Genomic DNA, 17,958 nt, shown 5'->3' with positions numbered 1-17,958 from the left:
GCCCCTACCCGTCCCGTCCAGGGGCTCCGCCCCTGCGCCCCGGGGGCTGGCTGCGTCGCGGTGCACCCCTGGTGGGCTGCGTCCGGGGCGGGGTTGCACCTCCGGGCGGGGCTTCGCCCCTGCGCCCCGGGCGGGGACTGCGTCCCTCCCCAGTGGGGACTGCGTCCCCTGCGCCCCTCCCCAGTGGGGACTGTGTCCCCTGTGGGACCTTTCTCGATCTGGCCGGGGTCCGGGTGGGGCTGTTGGTTCTGTGCAGAACGTCAAAGTTCTGGTCCTAGATTTGTACACATACGGCTCATGACGGGGGGCCCGTGGGGAGCGATAGCCTTGGTGGCGTGATCAGCGCGATATCTCGCGGGGGCGCTGTTGCCCCTGCCCTGCGCCCGGTGTGTGCGGACCATCTCCGCGACCGGGCGGCGGTCGCTGGTCGGCGCGGGCGGGAGAGGGGCGCGAGGCGCCCCGGGACGCCGTACACACCCGGTGGGACAGGCGTGACGTGGAGAGCAGCGTCACACGCCGGAGTGGTGTCGAGAATGGCCGATAACCCCCCGCTCATCTCACCTTGCGGCATAGCGTCGGAGCAGACCGGAGACCCCGGCCCGTGGCGTCGAGCCGCAGGGGAAGAGCCCGTACTTCCTTCTACGTCACGCAACGGCGCGCGACAGGAGTCAGAGGACAATGCAGACCAAGCTGGACGAAGCCAAGGCCGAGCTGCTCGACAGGGCGGCGCGGGTCGCTGAGAACAGCCCGGTCGGGGGGCATCTACCGACTGGGACGACGGGCGAGGGCACTCCGGGCACCCCGGACCACGCCGCTCTGCTCGCGTTCCTCCAGCGCTACTACCTGCACACCGCCCAGGAGGACCTGAGCGACCGCGACCCGGTCGACGTCTTCGGGGCGGCGCTCTCCCACTACCGGCTGGCCGAGAACCGGCCGCAGGGCACCGCGAACGTGCGGGTGCACACGCCCACCGTCGAGGAGAACGGCTGGACGTGCAGCCACTCCGTCGTCGAGGTGGTCACCGACGACATGCCGTTCCTGGTCGACTCCGTCACCAACGAGCTGACCCGGCAGGGGCGGGGCATCCACCTGGTCATCCACCCGCAGGTCATGGTGCGGCGCGATGTGACCGGCAAGCTGATCGAGGTGCTGAGCGTCCCGCCGGCCGCCGGGAAGCTCCCGCACGACGGGCACGTCGAGTCCTGGATCCACGTCGAGATCGACCGTGAGACGGACCGTGCCGACCTCAAGCAGATCACCGCCGATCTGCTGCGCGTCCTGTCCGACGTCCGGGAGGCCGTCGAGGACTGGGAGAAGATGCGGGAGACGGCGCTGCGCGTCGCCGACGGGCTCCCCGAGGAGCATGTGCCCGGCGATCTGGCGCGGCCCGAGGTCGACGAGGCCCGCGAGCTGCTGCGCTGGCTGGCCGCCGACCACTTCACCTTCCTCGGCTACCGGGAGTACCAGCTGCGGGGGGACGACTCGCTGGCCGCCGTCCCCGGGACCGGGCTCGGCATCCTGCGCTCCGACCCGCATCACGCCGACGGTGACGACCACCCCGTCAGCCCGTCCTTCGAGCGGCTGCCGGCCGACGCCCGGGCCAAGGCGCGGGAGCACAAGCTGCTGGTGCTGACCAAGGCGAACAGCCGGGCCACCGTGCACCGGCCCTCCTACCTCGACTACGTCGGCGTGAAGAAGTTCGACGAGGCGGGCAACGTCATCGGCGAGCGGCGTTTCCTCGGCCTGTTCTCGTCCGCCGCCTACACCGAGTCGGTGGCGCGGGTGCCGGTCGTGCGGCGCAAGGTCGCGGCGGTGCTGGAGGGCGCCGGGTTCTCGCCCAACAGCCACGACGGACGCGACCTGCTTCAGATCATGGAGACCTACCCGCGCGACGAGATCTTCCAGACGCCGGTGGACGAGCTGAGGTCCATCGTCACCAGCGTCCTCTACCTGCAGGAGCGGCGGCGGCTGCGGCTGTACCTGCGGCAGGACGAGTACGGGCGCTACTACTCGGCGCTGGTCTACCTGCCCCGTGACCGGTACACGACGGGCGTGCGGCTGCGGATCATCGACATCCTCAAGGAGGAGCTGGGCGGGACGAGCGTCGACTTCACCGCCTGGAACACCGAGTCGATCCTGTCCCGGCTGCACTTCGTGGTCCGCGTCCCGCAGGGCACGGAGCTGCCGGAGCTGTCGGACGCCGACAAGGAGCGCATCGAGGCGCGGCTGGTCGAGGCGGCGCGCTCCTGGGCCGACGCGTTCCAGGAGGCGCTCAACGCCGAACTCGGCGAGGAGAAGGCCGCGGAGCTGCTGCGGCGCTACAGTCACGCCTTCCCCGAGGGGTACAAGGCCGACCACACGCCGCGTGCCGCGGTCGCCGACCTCGTCCACCTGGAGCGGCTGACGGAGGAGCGGAACTTCTCGCTGAGCCTGTACGAGCCGGTGGGCGCCGCGCCCGGCGAGCGCCGCTTCAAGATCTACCGCAAGGGTGACGCGATCTCGCTGTCGGCGGTGCTGCCGGTGCTGAGCCGGCTCGGCGTCGAGGTGATCGACGAGCGGCCGTACGAACTGCGCTGCGCGGACCGCACGCACGCCTGGATCTACGACTTCGGTCTGCGCATCCCCAAGGCGCTGGCCGGTCCCGGCGGCGACTTCCTCGGCGACGACGGGCGCGAGCGGTTCCAGGAGGCGTTCTCGGCGACCTGGACGGGCCAGGCGGAGAACGACGGGTTCAACGCGCTGGTGCTGGGCGCGGGGCTGAGCTGGCGGCAGGCGGTGGTGCTGCGCGCGTACGCCAAGTACCTGCGGCAGGCCGGGTCGACGTTCAGCCAGGACTACATGGAGGACACCCTCCGCACCAACGTGCACACCACCCGGCTGCTGGTGTCGCTGTTCGAGGCGCGGATGTCGCCCGACCGGCAGCGCGCCGGGCTCGAGATCGTCGACGCCCTGCTCGAGGAGCTCGACGCGGCGCTCGACCAGGTGGCCTCGCTGGACGAGGACCGCATCCTGCGTTCCTTCCTGACCGTCATCAAGGCGACCCTGCGCACCAACTTCTTCCAGAAGCGCGCGGACGGCCGGCCGCACGACTACGTGTCGATGAAGTTCGACCCGCAGGCCATCCCGGATCTGCCGGCGCCGCGGCCCGCGTTCGAGATCTGGGTGTACTCGCCGCAGGTGGAGGGCGTGCACCTGCGGTTCGGGAAGGTCGCGCGCGGCGGTCTGCGCTGGTCCGACCGGCGTGAGGACTTCCGTACCGAGGTGCTCGGGCTGGTGAAGGCGCAGATGGTGAAGAACACCGTCATCGTGCCGGTGGGCGCCAAGGGCGGGTTCGTCGCCAAGCAGCTGCCCGACCCGGCGGCAGACCGTGACGCGTGGCTCGCCGAGGGCATCTCCAGCTACAGGACGTTCATCTCGGCGCTGCTCGACATCACCGACAACATGGTCGGCGGGGAGGTCGTGCCGCCGGCCGACGTCGTGCGGCACGACGAGGACGACACGTATCTGGTGGTGGCCGCCGACAAGGGCACGGCGACGTTCTCCGACATCGCCAACCAGGTCGCCGAGTCGTACGACTTCTGGCTCGGGGACGCCTTCGCCTCCGGCGGCTCGGCCGGCTACGACCACAAGGGCATGGGCATCACGGCCCGCGGCGCCTGGGAGTCCGTGAAGCGGCACTTCCGGGAGCTGGGCGTGGACACGCAGACCGAGGACTTCACGGTCGTCGGCATCGGTGACATGTCCGGTGACGTGTTCGGCAACGGCATGCTGCTCAGCGAGCACATCCGGCTGGTCGCCGCCTTCGACCACCGGCACATCTTCATCGACCCGAAGCCGGAGGCGGCGACCTCGTACGCCGAGCGCCGCCGGCTGTTCGAACTGCCGCGTTCCAGCTGGGCCGACTACAACGCCGAACTGCTCTCCGCGGGCGGCGGGATCTTCCCCCGTACGGCCAAGGCGATCCCGGTCAACTCCCACATCCGGGAGGCCCTCGGCATCGACGCGGGCGTCGCCAAGCTGACCCCGGCCGACCTGATGAAGGCGATCCTGCGGGCGCCGGTGGACCTGCTGTGGAACGGCGGCATCGGCACGTACGTGAAGTCCGCCGCGGAGTCGAACGCGGACGTCGGCGACAAGGCCAACGACCCGATCCGGGTGGACGGCGCCGATCTGCGCGTCAAGGTCGTCGGCGAGGGCGGCAACCTGGGTCTGACCCAGCTGGGCCGGATCGAGTTCGCGCTGCACGGCGGACGCATCAACACGGACGCCATCGACAACAGCGCCGGCGTGGACACCTCCGACCACGAGGTGAACATCAAGATCCTGCTCAACGGCCTGGTCGGCGAGGGCGACATGACCGTCAAGCAGCGCAACAAGCTGCTCGCGGAGATGACCGACGAGGTCGGCGCGCTCGTCCTGCGCAACAACTACGCGCAGAACACGGCGATCGCCAACGCCCTCGCGCAGTCCAAGGACATGCTCCACGCCCAGCAGCGCTTCATGCGGCACCTGGTGCGGGAGGGGCATCTGGACCGGGCCCTGGAGTTCCTGCCCACCGACCGGCAGATCCGCGAGCGTCTCGGCGCCGGCCAGGGTCTGACCAGCCCGGAGACGGCCGTCCTGCTGGCGTACACCAAGATCACGGTGTCGGACGAGCTGTTGCACACCTCGCTGCCCGACGACCCGTATCTGCGGTCGCTGTTGCACGCGTACTTCCCGACGGCGTTGCGCGAGCGGTTCCCCGAGGGCGTCGACAGTCACCCGCTGCGCCGTGAGATCACCACGACCGTCCTGGTCAACGACACGGTCAACACGGGCGGTACGACGTATCTGCACCGGCTGCGCGAGGAGACGGGCGCTTCGCTGGAGGAGATCGTGCGGGCCCAGACCGTGGCCCGGGCGATCTTCAGCTCGGCGCCGGTGTGGGACGCGGTGGAGGAGCTCGACAACCGGGTCGAGGCCGAGGTGCAGACCCGGATCCGGCTGCACTCGCGGCGGCTCATCGAGCGCGGCACCCGCTGGCTGCTGAACAACCGGCCGCAGCCGCTGCAGCTCGCCGAGACGGTCGACTTCTTCGCCGAGCGCGTCGAGCAGGTGTGGTCGCAGCTGACGAAGCTGCTGCGGGGCGCGGACCTGGAGTGGTGGCAGCGCATCCACGACGAGCTGACCGCGTCCGGCGTCCCGGACGAGCTGGCGACGCGGGTGGCCGGGTTCTCCTCGGCGTTCCCGGCGCTGGACATCGTGTCGGTGGCCGACCGCATGGGCAAGGACCCGCTGGACGTCGCCGAGGTGTACTACGACCTCGCCGACCGTCTGCAGATCAGCCGGCTGATGGACCGGATCATCGAGCTGCCGCGCGCCGATCGCTGGCAGTCGATGGCCCGCGCCTCGATCCGCGAGGACCTGTACGCGGCGCACGCGGCGCTGACCGCGGACGTCCTGGCGGTCGGCAACGGCACGTCGACGCCCGCGCAGCGGTTCACGGCGTGGGAGGAGAAGAACGCGGCGATCCTGGGCCGGGCGCGCACCACGCTGGAGGAGATCCAGAGTTCGGAGACGTTCGACCTGGCCAACCTGTCGGTGGCCATGCGGACGATGCGCACCTTGCTGCGGACGCATTCGTAGCCGGTGAGCGGCACGCCGTAGGCGGTGAGCGGCAGCCGTGGGCATGCGCGAAGGGCGCCCCCGAGTCGATCGGGGGCGCCCTTCCCGTGGGTGCTCGGGGGCGGTTACTTCGCCGCGGGCTTCTTCTTGCCGTCCCCGGTGAAGGCCTCGTACGCCTTGATGACGTCCTCCGCGGGGCCGTCCATGCGCAGTTCGCCGCGCTCCAGCCACAGGGCCCGTTCGCAGGTCTCCAGGATCGAGCTGTTGCTGTGGCTGACCAGGAACACCGTGCCGGCGTGCTCGCGCATCTGGCGGATGCGCTCCGCGGAGCGGCCGCGGAACTTGGCGTCGCCGGTGGACAGCGCCTCGTCGATGAGCAGGACGTCGTGGTCCTTGGCGGCGGCGATGGAGAACCGCAGCCGGGCGCCCATGCCGGAGGAGTACGTGCGCATCGGCAGGGAGATGAAGTCGCCCTTCTCGTTGATGCCGGAGAAGTCGACGATCTCCTGGTAGCGCGCCTTGATCTGTTCGCGCGTCATGCCCATGGCCAGGCCGCCGAGGTAGACGTTGCGCTCGCCGGTCAGGTCGCTCATCAGGGCCGCGTTGACGCCGAGGAGGGAGGGCTGGCCGTCGGTGTAGATCCGGCCGCGCTCCACCGGGAGCAGGCCGGCGATCGCCTTGAGCAGGGTGGACTTGCCGGAGCCGTTGGTGCCGATCAGGCCGATGGCCTCGCCCTTGTAGGCGACGAAGGAGACGCTCTTCACGGCGTGCACGGTGCGCACGCCGGCCGCCTTGTCGGCCTGCTTGCGGCGCACGATGCGGTTGAGGGCGGCCGTCGCGCTGCCCTTGCCGCCGACCGTGCCGTTGACCCGGTAGACGATGTCGACGCTGTCTGCGATGACCGTGGGGGTGCGCTCGTCGGCGACGGCCTCGGGGGCCCGCTCGTCGGCGGGGGCGCGGGTGTCGGTGCGGTTTGCGATGTCAGCCACGTCCGTACGTCTCCTCGGCCTTCCAGAAGTAGATGAACCCGCCGACGCCGGCGACCAGCGCCCAGCCGGTGGCGACCAGCCACACGTGCGGCGGCAGCTGACTCGCGTGGAAGGTGTCGATCAGCGCGAAGCGCATCAGGTCGATGTAGACGGCGGCGGGGTTGGCCCGCAGCAGCTCGGCGGCCCAGGAGGGCATGCCGTGGTGGGCCTTGACCAGGTTGTCGAGGCTCCACATCACGCCGGACATGTACATCCAGGTGCGCAGGACGAACGGCATGAGCTGCGCGATGTCCGGTGTCTTGGCGCCCAGCCTGGCCATGATCATGGAGACGCCGGCGTTGAAGACGAACTGGAGCGTCAGGGCCGGGATGACCAGGAACCAGGAGAAGGCCGGCGGGACGCCGACGCCGAGCAGGATGAACACCAGGGCGGCCATCGAGAACAGCAGCTGCTGCAGTTGCTGCAGGCAGAACGAGATCGGCAGCGCGGCCCGCGGGAAGTGCAGGGCGCGCACCAGGCCGATGTTGCCGGAGATGGCGCGGGTGCCGGTCATGATCGAGGTCTGGGTGAACGTCCAGACGAACACGCCGGTGACCAGGAACGGGATGAAGTCCGCCACGCCCCGCTTGGTGTTCAGCAGCACACCGAAGATGAAGTAGTAGACCGCCGCGTTCAGCAGGGGGGTCATCACCTGCCAGACCTGGCCCAGCTTGGCCTGGCTGTAGGTGGTGGTGAGCTTGGCGGTGGCGAACGCGGTGATGAAGTGGCGGCGTGCCCACAGCTGGCGGATGTACTCCGGCAGCGTGGGCCGGGCGCCACTGACCGTGAGGCCGTGTCGGGCCGCCAGGGCCGCGAGGTCGCCGTGGGGCGCGGCCTCCGTGCGGGGCGGTGTGTGGAGGACCTGACTCACATCCGCTGCTTTCACTCGGGGAGGGGGGCTCGGGCGGCGGCGCTCCCGTGGTCGTCCGATCGTTTCCTTACGCTTTTCTTCACGTTTTCTTACGTCGGGACGGGACCGTATCGTCGCAACGTGAGAGTAGGCCGATTGGACGTCGGAACGCAACCGTTTCGTCGTAACGCCCTATGCTGGGTCGCATGACGACGAACGCGACGAACGCCGACGGACCGGGGGCGCGCCCGCGCCGCCGGGCCCCCGCGGGCGCGGCCGTGCTCCGCGAGGATGTGACGGAAGCCATCCGGGCAGCCGTCTTCGAGGAGTTGGCGTCCGTCGGGTACGCCCGGATGTCCATCGAGGGCATCGCCCGCCGGGCCGGCGTGGGCAAGACCGCGGTCTACCGGCGCTGGCGTTCCAAGCTGCACCTGGTCCTCGACATCGTCTCGGTGATCGCCGTGCAGGGCCTGCCGGCCCCGGAGACGGGCAGCCTCGAGGGCGACCTGCGCATGCTGTACGAGGTGACCTCGCGGGCGCTGCGCCACCCGGTGGCCTCGCAGATCATCCCCGACCTGCAGGCCGAGGCGGCCCGCAATCCCGACATCGCCGAGGCCCTGCAGAAGGCGCTGAAGGAGGGCCAGGAGGGCGTCGCGCTGAAGATCGTGGCGGCGGCGGCGGGGCGCGGTGAGATCCGTGCCGGGCTGAACGAGGAGCTGGCGCTCGACCTGATCTCGGGCCCGCTCTACTGGCGTTCGGTGGTGATCCGCAGCCCGAAGCTGCCCAAGGGGTATCTGGGGTCGCTGGCCCGGGCGACCGCCGAGGCGATCAAGGCGCTGTGACGCCGGAAGGCGGCACGGCCCCCGGCCCCGAGGCCGGTAGGTCCGAGGCCGGGGGGTCCGAGCCGACCGGCCGGGCCCTCCGTGCGGGCCGACCCGCTGCGGGGCGTTCCGGACCGAGGGGCGTTCCGGGTCGGGGACTGTTCACAGGGCTGCCGGTGTCCGTCCGGCGGGGGCGACCCGGTGGGGGAGTGCCGCGTCGGGGAGGGGGCCGGAGCGCGGGCGGGGGAGTGGGCGGGTGGAGCGCCACAGGCGGGCGAAGGACAGGGCGGCGGCCGCGGTCAGCAGGCCGTTGCGGGTGAGCAGCAGCGCCGTGCCCGTCCAGGTGCAGCCGGTGACCTCCGCGTAGTGCAGGGGGTAGATCGCCGAGGTGACGGCGGCTGCGGCCAGCAGCAGCACGGCCGCCGGGCGTTGGACGGTGTGCCGTGACGTCAGGCAGACGGCGGCCAGGCCCAGCAGCCAGACCAGGTACTGCGGGCTGATCACCCGGCTCGTCACGGTGAGCAGCAGGACGGCGCTCAGCGCGGCGTCGTAGGGCGTGGCCTCGGTCCAGCGGCGGGCCCCGAACCGCCACAGCGACACCAGGGCGAACGCGAGGACGGTGAGCGCGAGACAGGCGTGCGCGAGGGTGGAGACGTACGGGCCGACGAACTCCATCGCGCCGTACCGGTAGCGGACCGTGCCCGGCCACCCGGCGTGCGAGGCGACGGAGAGCAGCGTGCCGCCGAGGGACTCGATCTGCACGCCCCGTCCGCCCTGTTGCAGCAGGAAGGCGAGCGGGTCGCGGAACGCCAGGGCGAGCAGCGCGAGCGTCGCGGCGGCCGTCGCCGCGGCCGCCCGCCACGCCGACCCGGTGTCCCGCCCCGGGGGGACGCCCAGCAGCGCCAGCGCAGGCCATGCCTTCACCAGCGCTCCCAGTGCCGCGAGCGCCCCGCACGCGCGCGCGGAGCGCTTCAGCGTCAGCAGGGAGAGCACGGCGAGGGCCGTCGCCTGCACGTCGTAGCGCACGAGCGGCACATGCAGCAGCAGCGGCAGTCCGCACGTCCACAGGTGGGCCCCGAGCGGGGATCGGCCGGGGCGGGCTCCGGCGCGGGCCAGCGCCAGCGCGGTCACCGCGTCGGCGGCCAGGACGAGGGCGACGAACCCCTGGAAGTACGTCAGGCCGGGCAGCAGCGCGGGCGACAGCAGGACCGGGCCCGCGCCGGGCGGGTACTGCCACAGCGGGTCGTGCGCCGGGAAGGCGCCGTGCGTGAGGACGCCGTACCAGTGGTGGTACAGCCCCCACACCTCCCGCGCGACCCGGTAGCCGCCCCAGGAGGGCTGGGCGCTGTGGGCCAGCAGCCACAGCGTCAGCGCCCGGGTGGCGAGCCAGCCGACGGCGACCGCCAGGAGGTGACGCTTCGTCGAGGTGTCCATCACGCCGGATGCTAATGGCGGTGAATATTGCTTTTGGGCTAATTTGCACTTCATGTGATGGTCAGTCCCCGTGATGGACGCACCCGCCGCGCAGAATCGGCCCGTGGTGAGTGCACGCTCGCGGCCGACGCGCCGTACCGAGGCCCTGGCCGTCGCCGTCCCGGCGGCCGTCATGCTCGCGGTCGGTCTGTGGGGGCTCGACCGCGGCGGCATGTGGCGCGACGAGGCGGTCACCTTCCAGGTCGCGCGGCGGACCGTGCCGCAGATCTGGCGCTTGCTGCACGGGGTGGACGCGGTGCACGGCCTGTATTACCTCGTCATGCACGTCGTCCTCGCCGCCGCGCCCGGTGAGGTCGTCCTGCGGCTGCCGTCCGTGTGCGCGGCGGCCGCCGCCGCGGGCCTGGTCGCCGCGCTCGGGGTGCGGCTGGCCAGGCCCCGGGTCGGCCTGTGGGCGGGCCTGCTGTACGCGGTGACCCCGCTCGTCGGTCACTATGCGCAGGAGGGCCGCTCGTACGCGCTGGTCGCGGCGGGCGCGGCCGGGGCGACGCTGCTGCTGGCGCGGGCGCTGGACGGCGGGTCCGGGCGTACGCGGCCGGCGCCGGGCGGCGGGCCGTCGCGGGTGTGGTGGGCGTACGCAGGCGTCGTCGCCGTGACGTGCCTGCTGCACGAGCTGGCGGTGCTCGTGCTGTGCGCGCACGCGCTCACGCTGGCGCTGCTGCGGTCGCCGCGGGCGGTGTGGCGGCGCTGGGTGCGCGCGGCCGGCGCGGCGGTCGCCGTGCTGCTGCCGCTGGCGTTGGAGTCGCGGAGGCAGTCGCGTCAGGTGGAGTGGCTGCCGGCGCCGGACTGGGGGAGCGCCGAACGGCTGCTGCGCGGCTTCGCCGCAGGTCCGGAGGGCGCGGTGTTCTGGGGATGCGTGACTTTGATGGCGGTGGGGCTGCTGTCGGGGCGGACGGCGGCCGTCATGGCGCCGGTGATGCTGGCGCCGCCGGCGGTCCTGATGCTGTTCTCCCAGGTCATGCCGCTCTATCACGAGCGGTACGTGCTGTACGCCCTGGCGGGGGCGCCGCTGCTGATCGCCGCCGGGGCCGATCTGGCGGTCGGCCGGCTGGCCGCCCTCGCCGGACGCCCCTCGCGCTCGCGGGCCGTCACCGCGGCCGGCGTGCTGGCGGTGGCGTTCGTCTTCGTCCACCTGCTTCCGCTGCACCGGTACTACCGCACCCTGGCGCACCGCCCCGACAACCTCGCGGCGGTCTCCGCGCTGGCGGCCGGCGAGGTCCGCCCCGGCGACCCGGTGCTGTTCCTGCCGGCGCTCGGGCGGCGGGCGGCGCTCGCGTATCCGGAAGGGTTCCGCGGGGCGCGGGATCTGGCGCTGAAGGCGCCCGGAGCCCGGTCCGGCACGCTGTACGGCCGTGAGGTCGGCCCGCGCGAACTGCAGCGCAGGCTCGCCGCGGTGGACCGGCTGTGGGTGGTCGCCGAGCCGTGGGCGCTGCGCTCGCGGTGGTTCCCGGGCGACCCGACCGAGCGTCTGAAGCTGGTGGCCGTGGAGGAGCGGTTCACTCCGCGGTGGGAGGGCGAGCGGTCCGGCGTGACCCTGCGCCTGTACGTCCGCCGCGGGCCGGGCGCGGCGTCGGCGGCCGGCCCCCCGCCGTCGACGGGCGTCGCGGGATCCGGTGGCCGGCGGGCTTGTGGCGTCGGGCGCTCGGCGGCGTCCGGCGTCGGGTTCCGGCCACGCCCTAGCGGTCTCCCGGCGTCGCGTCCTGGGCCGTCGCCGTGTCCAGGGCGGCGGTGAGCACGTCCAGGCGGTCGCGCAGTTCGCCGATCTCGGTGAGGTCGAATCCGGTGGCGGTGACGATCCTGCGCGGCACCTCCACGGCCCGGTCGCGCAGCGCGGCGCCCTCCTCGGTCAGCCGCACCTCCACGGAGCGCTCGTCGCGGGCGCTGCGCTCACGGCGTACCAGACCGGCCGCCTCCAGGCGCTTGAGCAGCGGCGAGAGCGTGCCGGAGTCCAGGCGCAGGTGCTCGCCCAGCCGCTTGACGGGCAGCGTGCCCCGCTCCCAGAGGACCAGCATCACCAGGTACTGCGGGTAGGTGAGCCCGAGGTCCTTGAGGATGACGCGGTAGACGCCGTTGAAGGCACGCGACGCGGCGTGCAGGGAGAAGCAGATCTGGCTGTCCAGGCGGAGCCAGTTCTCCGTGGCGTCGTCGTGGCCGGCGGGCGGCAGTGGGGCGGTCATGTCTCCAGGGTAGCTCTTACGCGCCATTTGGTTGTGCCCAATTGAATTGTGTGCTCTACTTCTCGGCGTGAGGCGGCCGGACCGGGCCGCCGGATCGACGAGAGGGATGGAATCCATGGACGCGCTCTACACCGCTGTCGCCACCGCCACCCACGGCCGCGAGGGCCGCGCCGTCTCCTCCGACGGCAAGATCGACCTGGCGCTGGCCATGCCCGCGGAGCTGGGCGGCAACGGACAGGGCACCAACCCGGAGCAGCTGTTCGCCGCCGGTTACGCCGCCTGCTTCGGCAGCGCCCTCGGCCTCGTCGGCCGTCAGGCGAAGGTGGACGTCAGCGACGCCGCCGTGACCGCCGAGGTCGGCATAGGCAAGCAGGGCGAGGGCTTCGCGCTCAAGGTGACCCTGCGCGTCGAGCTGCCCGAGTCGGTGGACGAGGCGACCGGCCGCAAGCTCGTCGAGCAGGCCCACCAGGTCTGCCCCTACTCCAACGCCACCCGTGGCAACGTCCCGGTCGAGCTCGTCATCGAGTAGTCGCCAGGGGCCGCCGAGCCCCCGGAAGTCCCGTGGCCCCCGGACGGAGCGCTCCCGCTCCCTCAGGGGGCCGCTCGCGTGCGGCGGGCGCGTCCTGCAGGCGTGTGGCGGCGCGCTGGTCCGGCGGGTGTGTGCAGCGGGCGTGTGCGGCCGCGCTACCAGCGCCCCCCGGGCGTCGCCCCGACATACGGTCCGCAGCACGCGACGGCCAGCGGAACCGCCGCGGTGAGCGCCCACCGGCCCCACACGGCGGCCCGCCGCTCGCGCTCCCAGCCGGCGACGATCGCCGCCGCGCCGACCGCCGCCGCGGCGCACGCGACCGGATCCACCAGCAGGATCAGCCCGTACAGGGCGCCCAGCCACGCGTACCCCCAGCAACTCCTGAGGCCGCTCGGGCCGAGATAGCGGACCCGGCAGCGCACCGCCCCCGCGCGCGCGGCCGTCGACGCCCAGACCCAGAAGGCGAGCCCCACGGCGAGCGTCGAGGGATGACCGAGGTCTCCGGCGGCCGCCGTCCAGCCGAGGTGACCGCGCCACACCAGAGCCATGGCGACCAGGCCCAGCGCCGCCGCCCAGGGCCGGCCCGTCAGCACGCGCGCGAAACGGCCGATGCCGGTCAGCAGCACCAGCAGGTGGAACGGACCCGCCGCCGCCGTGCGGCTCAGCGGATCGTGCCAGTACGCGAGGGACATCGCCGTCCAGAGCAGGACGCCGGCGAACCGGTAGCGCGTCAGGGGCCAGGGGGTGCGGACAGTGGGGCGCATGCCACGCGCCTTCCCTCTCACGGTGCGTTGTTCTCGGCGGCTAGGCCGCACGGAGGATGTCCCTGTCCGAGGCGGCGACGCGGCGCGTCCCCCGGCGGGCCGGTGTCAGCGCAGTTGCGGCCGGCGCGCCGAGCGGTCGACGGCCTTCGGGATCCGGACGACCCCGCCCGCCTCCCGGCCGACGCCGGCGCCGCCGTCACCGCCGCCTCCGCCCGTCGTCGCCTCCGGCGGCTCGCCCAGCAGGAACCGCCGGACGACGCGCTCCGCGGCCCGCCCGTCGTCGTACTCGCAGAAGCGCTCCCGGAAGGCCGCGCGCAGCCGGGCCGACTCCTCGTCCCGCCAGGCGCCGGAGGTGAACGCCTTCGCCAGCTCCTGGTCGGACCGGGTGACGTGCCCCGGCGGCTCGGCGGTGACGTCGAAGTAGGCGCCCCGGGTCGCCCGGAAGGCCGCCCAGTCGTCGGCGTGGATCACGATCGGCCGGTCCAGGAGCGCGTAGTCGAACATCAGCGCCGAGTAGTCGGTGATCAGGGCGTCGGCGGCGAGCAGGACGTCCTCGACGTGCGGCTCGTCCGTGACGTCCGTCAGCGCGCCGCGCCGGTGCAGGTCGCGCAGGACCAGCGCCCGTTCGTGATGCCGGGCCAGGCTCGGGTGCAGACGCACCAGCAGCCGGTGTCCGGGGCCGAGCGACGCGGCCAGCGCCTCCAGGTCGACCCGCAGGGCATACCGGCCCCTGCGGTAGTCCCGCAGCGTCGGCGCGTAGAGGACGACCGTCTCCGAGGCGTCGACGCCGAGCCGCCCGCGCAGCTCGGCGGCGCGCTCGGCCCCGCCGCTCACCAGGACGTCGTTGCGCGGGCTGCCACTGCGCAGCGACGCGAAGTGGCAGGGGTAGGCGCGCTGCCAGACCTCCTCGGAGTGCCGGTTCGCGACCAGGCTGACGTCCCACCGGTCGCTGCGCCGGAGCATGCCGCGCACGTTCGTGCCGTGCCGGGCGCCCGGACGGTCGAGGAGGTCCAGCGCCATGTGCTTCAGCGGCGTGCCCCGGTGAGTCTGCACATGCACCGAACCCGGCCGTTTCACCAGGTCTCCGGGCCAGTTGCAGTCGTTGAACCAGTGCGCGGCGCGCGCCATCACCCGGTAGTAGCGCCAGGACCCCGTCGTGACGCAGTCGACGCCCGGCGGCGCCTGGTCCAGCGCGTCGGGCTGCACCACCCACACGCCCCGCACCCCCGGCGCCAGTTCCGCGGCCCTGGCGTGGATCGCCCGCGGGTCGCCGTTCACGGCGCGGCTGTGTCCGGCGGAGTACACGGCGAGCCGCGGATCGAGCGGCCGCCGCAGCTGGAAGCGATACCAGGACCGCTTGACGCGCCGGGCGACCAGGGCGCGCAGCCGGCTCGCCGTGCGGGAGGCCGCCGTGCCGCCGCGCCGCCACAGACCGAGGCCGAGGTGGGCGCGGTGATGGAGGGCGAGCGCCAGCAGGCGGATCTCCGCGCGGCGGCTGTCCGGCGGCGGCGTGAACCCCGGCGGCACGTGCCGCCGGTAGAAGGCCCGGATGCGCCGGTGGAACTCCTTGCGGTCGGCGCGGAGCACCCGTTCGGGGCGGGCCACGGTGAACAGCATGTGGTCCAGGGCCCGTTCGAACAGCAGCGGCCGCGCCCAGTCGAGGCCAGGCCGTTCGGCGAGGAACGCGAACAGGCCCTCGTACTGCTCGAAGATGTCGAAGTGCTTGCGCCCGGGAGTGCGGGTGATCGCGCCCTGCCGTCGCTGCCGGTACTCGACGCCCACCCGGTCCAGACAGGCGATCCGCTCCGCGGTGACCATGGTCTGGTAGGTGACGGGCGCGTCCTCGTACAGTCCGGGCCGGTACTGGAAACCGTGTCCGAGGAAGAAGTCCCGGCGGTAGGCCTTGTTCCAGGCGACCAGGAACAGCCGCAGGTACTCGGGACAGCGGCGGACGTCGAACGTGTCGGCGCCGGCCTGCTCGAGGAGTCCCGCCGCGTCGCTGCGGCCCGCCCAGCCCCACCAGTGCGTGCGCACGTGGTCGAAGACCAGGATGTCGGGGTCGCGGGTCTCGTCGAGCCGGTCGGCGACGGCCCGCAGCAGGCCGGGGGTGTAGCGGTCGTCGCTGTCCAGGAACAGGACGTAGTCGCCGGTGGCGTGGGGCAGGCCCGCGTTGCGGGCGCGGCCCAGGCCCACGTTCTCCGGCAGGTGGACGGCCCGCACCCGCGGGTCGCGCGCCGCGTACTCGTCGAGGATCGCGCCGCAGCCGTCGGGCGAGCAGTCGTCGACGGCGATCACCTCGAGGTCGCCGAAGGACTGGCCGAGCACGGAGTCGAGGCATTCGCGCAGGAAGCCCTGCACCTTGAAGACGGGGACGATGACACTGAAGCGGGGCACGAAGGTCAGCTCCTCGAAGAGGTCGTCACGGCGGCGGGCGCGGGCGTGCGCCGGGCGAGCGGAACGGCGGGCTCGATGCGCTCGGCGGGCTCCCCGAGCAGCACCCGGCGCACGACGCGCTCGGCGGCGCGTCCGTCGTCGAACTCGCAGAAGCGTGCGCGGAACCGGGCGCGCAGCTCGTCCGCCTCCGCTCCGGCCCAGCGGCCGGAGCGGAACACCTCGGCCAGCTCCTGCGGGGTGCGGGCGACCGGCCCGGGCGGGGAGCCCGGGAAGTCGAAGGTGACGCCGCGCGTCTCGCGGTACACGTCCCAGTCGTCGGCGTACACGACGACCGGCCGGTCGAGGTTGGCGTAGTCGAAGACGATCGACGAGTAGTCGGTGACGAGGGCGTCCGCCGCGAGACAGACGTCCTCGGAGGAGCGGTGCGCCGTGACGTCGATGATCCGCCCGTCACGCGGACGGGCCCGGTCGTCGTCGTGGAAGTAGTGCGCGCGCAGCAGGATCACGAAGTCGTCGCCGAGGGCGTCGCAGAGCGCCCCGAGGTCGAGCCGGGAGTCGGAGCCGGCGTCGTGGTCGCGGTGGGTGGGCGCGTACAGGATCGCGATGCGGCCCTCCGGGACGCCGAGCCGCCCGCGCACGCGGCGCACGTCGTCCGCCGACGCGGTGTAGTAGACGTCGTTGCGCGGATAGCCGTACTCGAGCATCTCGTACGAGGACGGGAAGGACCGCTCCCACACCTCGGTGGACAGCCGGTTCGAGCTCAGGTTGAAGTCCCAGCGGTCGACCCGGCCGAGGAGCCGCTCGAAGCTGCCGGTGGCGGCGGCGACCACCGGATGCTCGGCCTGCTCGACGCCCATCTTCTTCAGCGGCGTCCCGTGCTGCGTCGACAGGTGCACGCTGCCGGGGCGTTTGACGACGGCTCCCTCGAAGTTCGCGTTGTTGACGAGGTACTTGGCGCGGGCCAGCACCTGCCAGTAGCGGCGGCTGCCGATGACGGCGTGCTCGACGACGTCGGGCACGGTGTGCGCCTGGTCGGCCTCGACGAGGAACACCGAGCGGATGTGCGGGGCGAGTTCGGCGGCCTTGGCGTGGATCGCGGCCGGGTTGCAGGCGTAACCGCGGCCCCAGTACGCGCAGTACACGGCGAGATCGGGGTCGATGCGGCGGCGCAGCTGACGCCGGTAGTACAGGCGGGTGCGCAGCCCCCGCGCGCGCGGGACGCGACGGGCGGCCGACGTCGCCCTGCGGTTGGCCCCGCGCAGTGCGCGGAACGCCGTGTACGCCCCGGCCGCCAGCAGCCGGTGCTGCACCCCGAGGCTCCCGGCCGGCCTGCGGTGACCGGCCGGCCGGTGACGCCGGTACAGCCGGCGCGCACGGCGGAAGAAGGACCGGCGGCTGCGCCCCGGCAGTCGCGCCGGGTGCGCGGCGGTCTTCAGGACGGCCGCGAAGAGCTGGTCGAACAGCGCACCCGACCGGTCCTCGGACAGCCCGTGCTCCTCCGCCCGGGTCAGCACGAGAGCGGCCTGGTCCAGGAGGTCCTGATGGTGCCCGCCCGGCAGGTTCAGCGGGTCGCCCTGCCGCCGCAGCAGACGCCGGACGACGACGGAACGCGTCACGGCGACCCGGCCCGCGTGCACGGTGGCCAGACCGCCGAAGCCGACGTCCGTGAAGCTGCCCTCGGGGAAGACGAGCCGGTGCTCGTCGAGGAAGGAGCGCCGGTAGAGCGTGCCCCACACCGGGAGCCGCAGCCCCGTGAGCCGGGGGGCCTCGTCGGGTGCGAAGGCGCCGGCCGGGGTCCTCGCGGGGAGCGCGGCCGACGGAGCGTCCTGGCCGCCGTCCCACCAGTGGACGCGCGTGTGCTCGGCGTACAGGACGTCCACGTCGCCGGTCTCGGCGAGCCGGGCGTCCAGCGCGGCCAGCGCGCCCGGGGCGAGGGTGTCGTCGCCGTCGAGGAACAGCACGTACGCACCGGTCGCCGCCCGCCTCCCGGCGTTGCGGACGCCGGCGAGACCCGACGCGGGCGGCGCCTGCACGGGGACCACCCGGGAGTCGCGCGCCGCGTACCGGGCGGCGATGCCCGCGGCTGCGGCGTCGGGCGCGTCGGCGACCGGGATCAGCTCGAGATCGCCGAAGGACTGGGCGAGCACGGAGTCCAGCGCCAGGGACAGCCGGCCCTCCCCCAGCCGCGTATCCACTCGACCGGGGGGACCGCCGTCCCCGTAGGACGGGACGATGATGCTGAAGCGGGGCATGCTGCTCTTTCTCCGTCTGTTCGGTGAGGTGCCTGGTGCTCAGGCCGT

The 17,958-nt window shown here is 72.9% G+C and carries 11 protein-coding genes; 4 read left to right on the top strand and 7 right to left on the bottom strand.

The window, feature by feature from the left end:
- Window positions 1–678: 678 nt before the first annotated feature.
- Entirely contained in the window at window positions 679–5,625 is a 4,947-nt protein-coding gene (locus tag ABT300_RS09255) for an NAD-glutamate dehydrogenase (RefSeq protein WP_351673662.1), read from the top strand.
- A 104-nt stretch (window positions 5,626–5,729) separates the two neighbouring features.
- Here ABT300_RS09255 and ABT300_RS09250 read toward each other — a convergent pair whose 3' ends face one another.
- Both ABT300_RS09250 and ABT300_RS09245 read right to left on the bottom strand, forming a co-directional pair.
- The gene (locus ABT300_RS09250) at window positions 5,730–6,503 is read right to left on the bottom strand and encodes an ABC transporter ATP-binding protein (RefSeq protein ID WP_351673677.1); all 774 of its coding nucleotides are present in this window, start codon (window positions 6,501–6,503) and stop codon (window positions 5,730–5,732) included.
- A gap of 82 nt (window positions 6,504–6,585) precedes the next feature.
- The gene (locus ABT300_RS09245) at window positions 6,586–7,503 is read right to left on the bottom strand and encodes an ABC transporter permease (protein ID WP_351673661.1); all 918 of its coding nucleotides are present in this window, start codon (window positions 7,501–7,503) and stop codon (window positions 6,586–6,588) included.
- A gap of 173 nt (window positions 7,504–7,676) precedes the next feature.
- Between ABT300_RS09245 and ABT300_RS09240 the strand changes: the two genes are divergently transcribed.
- Window positions 7,677–8,324, top strand: a complete 648-nt coding sequence (locus tag ABT300_RS09240; RefSeq protein WP_351673660.1) for a TetR/AcrR family transcriptional regulator — start codon at window positions 7,677–7,679, stop codon at window positions 8,322–8,324.
- Between the two features lie 141 nt (window positions 8,325–8,465).
- Here the strand turns inward: ABT300_RS09240 and ABT300_RS09235 are convergent, their stop codons facing one another.
- Window positions 8,466–9,737, bottom strand: coding sequence for a glycosyltransferase 87 family protein (locus tag ABT300_RS09235; protein ID WP_351673659.1), 1,272 nt, complete (start codon window positions 9,735–9,737; stop codon window positions 8,466–8,468).
- A 103-nt stretch (window positions 9,738–9,840) separates the two neighbouring features.
- Here ABT300_RS09235 and ABT300_RS09230 point away from each other — a divergent pair, with 103 nt between their 5' ends.
- Complete coding sequence (locus tag ABT300_RS09230; RefSeq protein WP_351673658.1) at window positions 9,841–11,526, top strand: glycosyltransferase family 39 protein; 1,686 nt, start codon at window positions 9,841–9,843, stop codon at window positions 11,524–11,526.
- Here the strand turns inward: ABT300_RS09230 and ABT300_RS09225 are convergent.
- Window positions 11,471–11,971 carry a MarR family winged helix-turn-helix transcriptional regulator gene (locus ABT300_RS09225; RefSeq protein WP_351673656.1) on the bottom strand — a complete coding sequence of 167 codons (501 nt, stop codon included), beginning with the start codon at window positions 11,969–11,971 and terminating at the stop codon, window positions 11,471–11,473. The two genes, ABT300_RS09230 and ABT300_RS09225, sit on opposite strands and share 56 nt — an antisense overlap.
- A gap of 115 nt (window positions 11,972–12,086) precedes the next feature.
- On the opposite strand from ABT300_RS09225, the gene ABT300_RS09220 reads away from it, so the two are divergent.
- A complete protein-coding gene (locus tag ABT300_RS09220; RefSeq protein WP_351673654.1) occupies window positions 12,087–12,500 on the top strand; it encodes an organic hydroperoxide resistance protein in 414 nt (137 codons plus the stop codon).
- A gap of 155 nt (window positions 12,501–12,655) precedes the next feature.
- Here the strand turns inward: ABT300_RS09220 and ABT300_RS09215 are convergent, their stop codons facing one another.
- The 3 genes from ABT300_RS09215 to ABT300_RS09205 all read right to left on the bottom strand — a co-directional run bounded on the left by ABT300_RS09215 (window position 12,656) and on the right by ABT300_RS09205 (window position 17,910).
- Window positions 12,656–13,264: a hypothetical protein gene (locus tag ABT300_RS09215; protein ID WP_351673652.1), complete on the bottom strand. Its 609-nt coding sequence runs from the start codon at window positions 13,262–13,264 to the stop codon at window positions 12,656–12,658.
- 105 nt (window positions 13,265–13,369) lie between these two features.
- Window positions 13,370–15,658, bottom strand: a complete 2,289-nt coding sequence (locus ABT300_RS09210; protein ID WP_351673650.1) for a bifunctional glycosyltransferase/CDP-glycerol:glycerophosphate glycerophosphotransferase — start codon at window positions 15,656–15,658, stop codon at window positions 13,370–13,372.
- Window positions 15,659–15,663: 5 nt separating this feature from the next.
- Window positions 15,664–17,910, bottom strand: a complete 2,247-nt coding sequence (locus ABT300_RS09205; RefSeq protein WP_351673648.1) for a bifunctional glycosyltransferase/CDP-glycerol:glycerophosphate glycerophosphotransferase — start codon at window positions 17,908–17,910, stop codon at window positions 15,664–15,666.
- Window positions 17,911–17,958: the final 48 nt, after the last annotated feature.

This window comes from Streptomyces sp. NPDC001027 (assembly GCF_040299045.1).
Taxonomy (GTDB): domain Bacteria; phylum Actinomycetota; class Actinomycetes; order Streptomycetales; family Streptomycetaceae; genus Streptomyces.
This window is presented reverse-complemented; position numbering and strand designations above follow the sequence as displayed.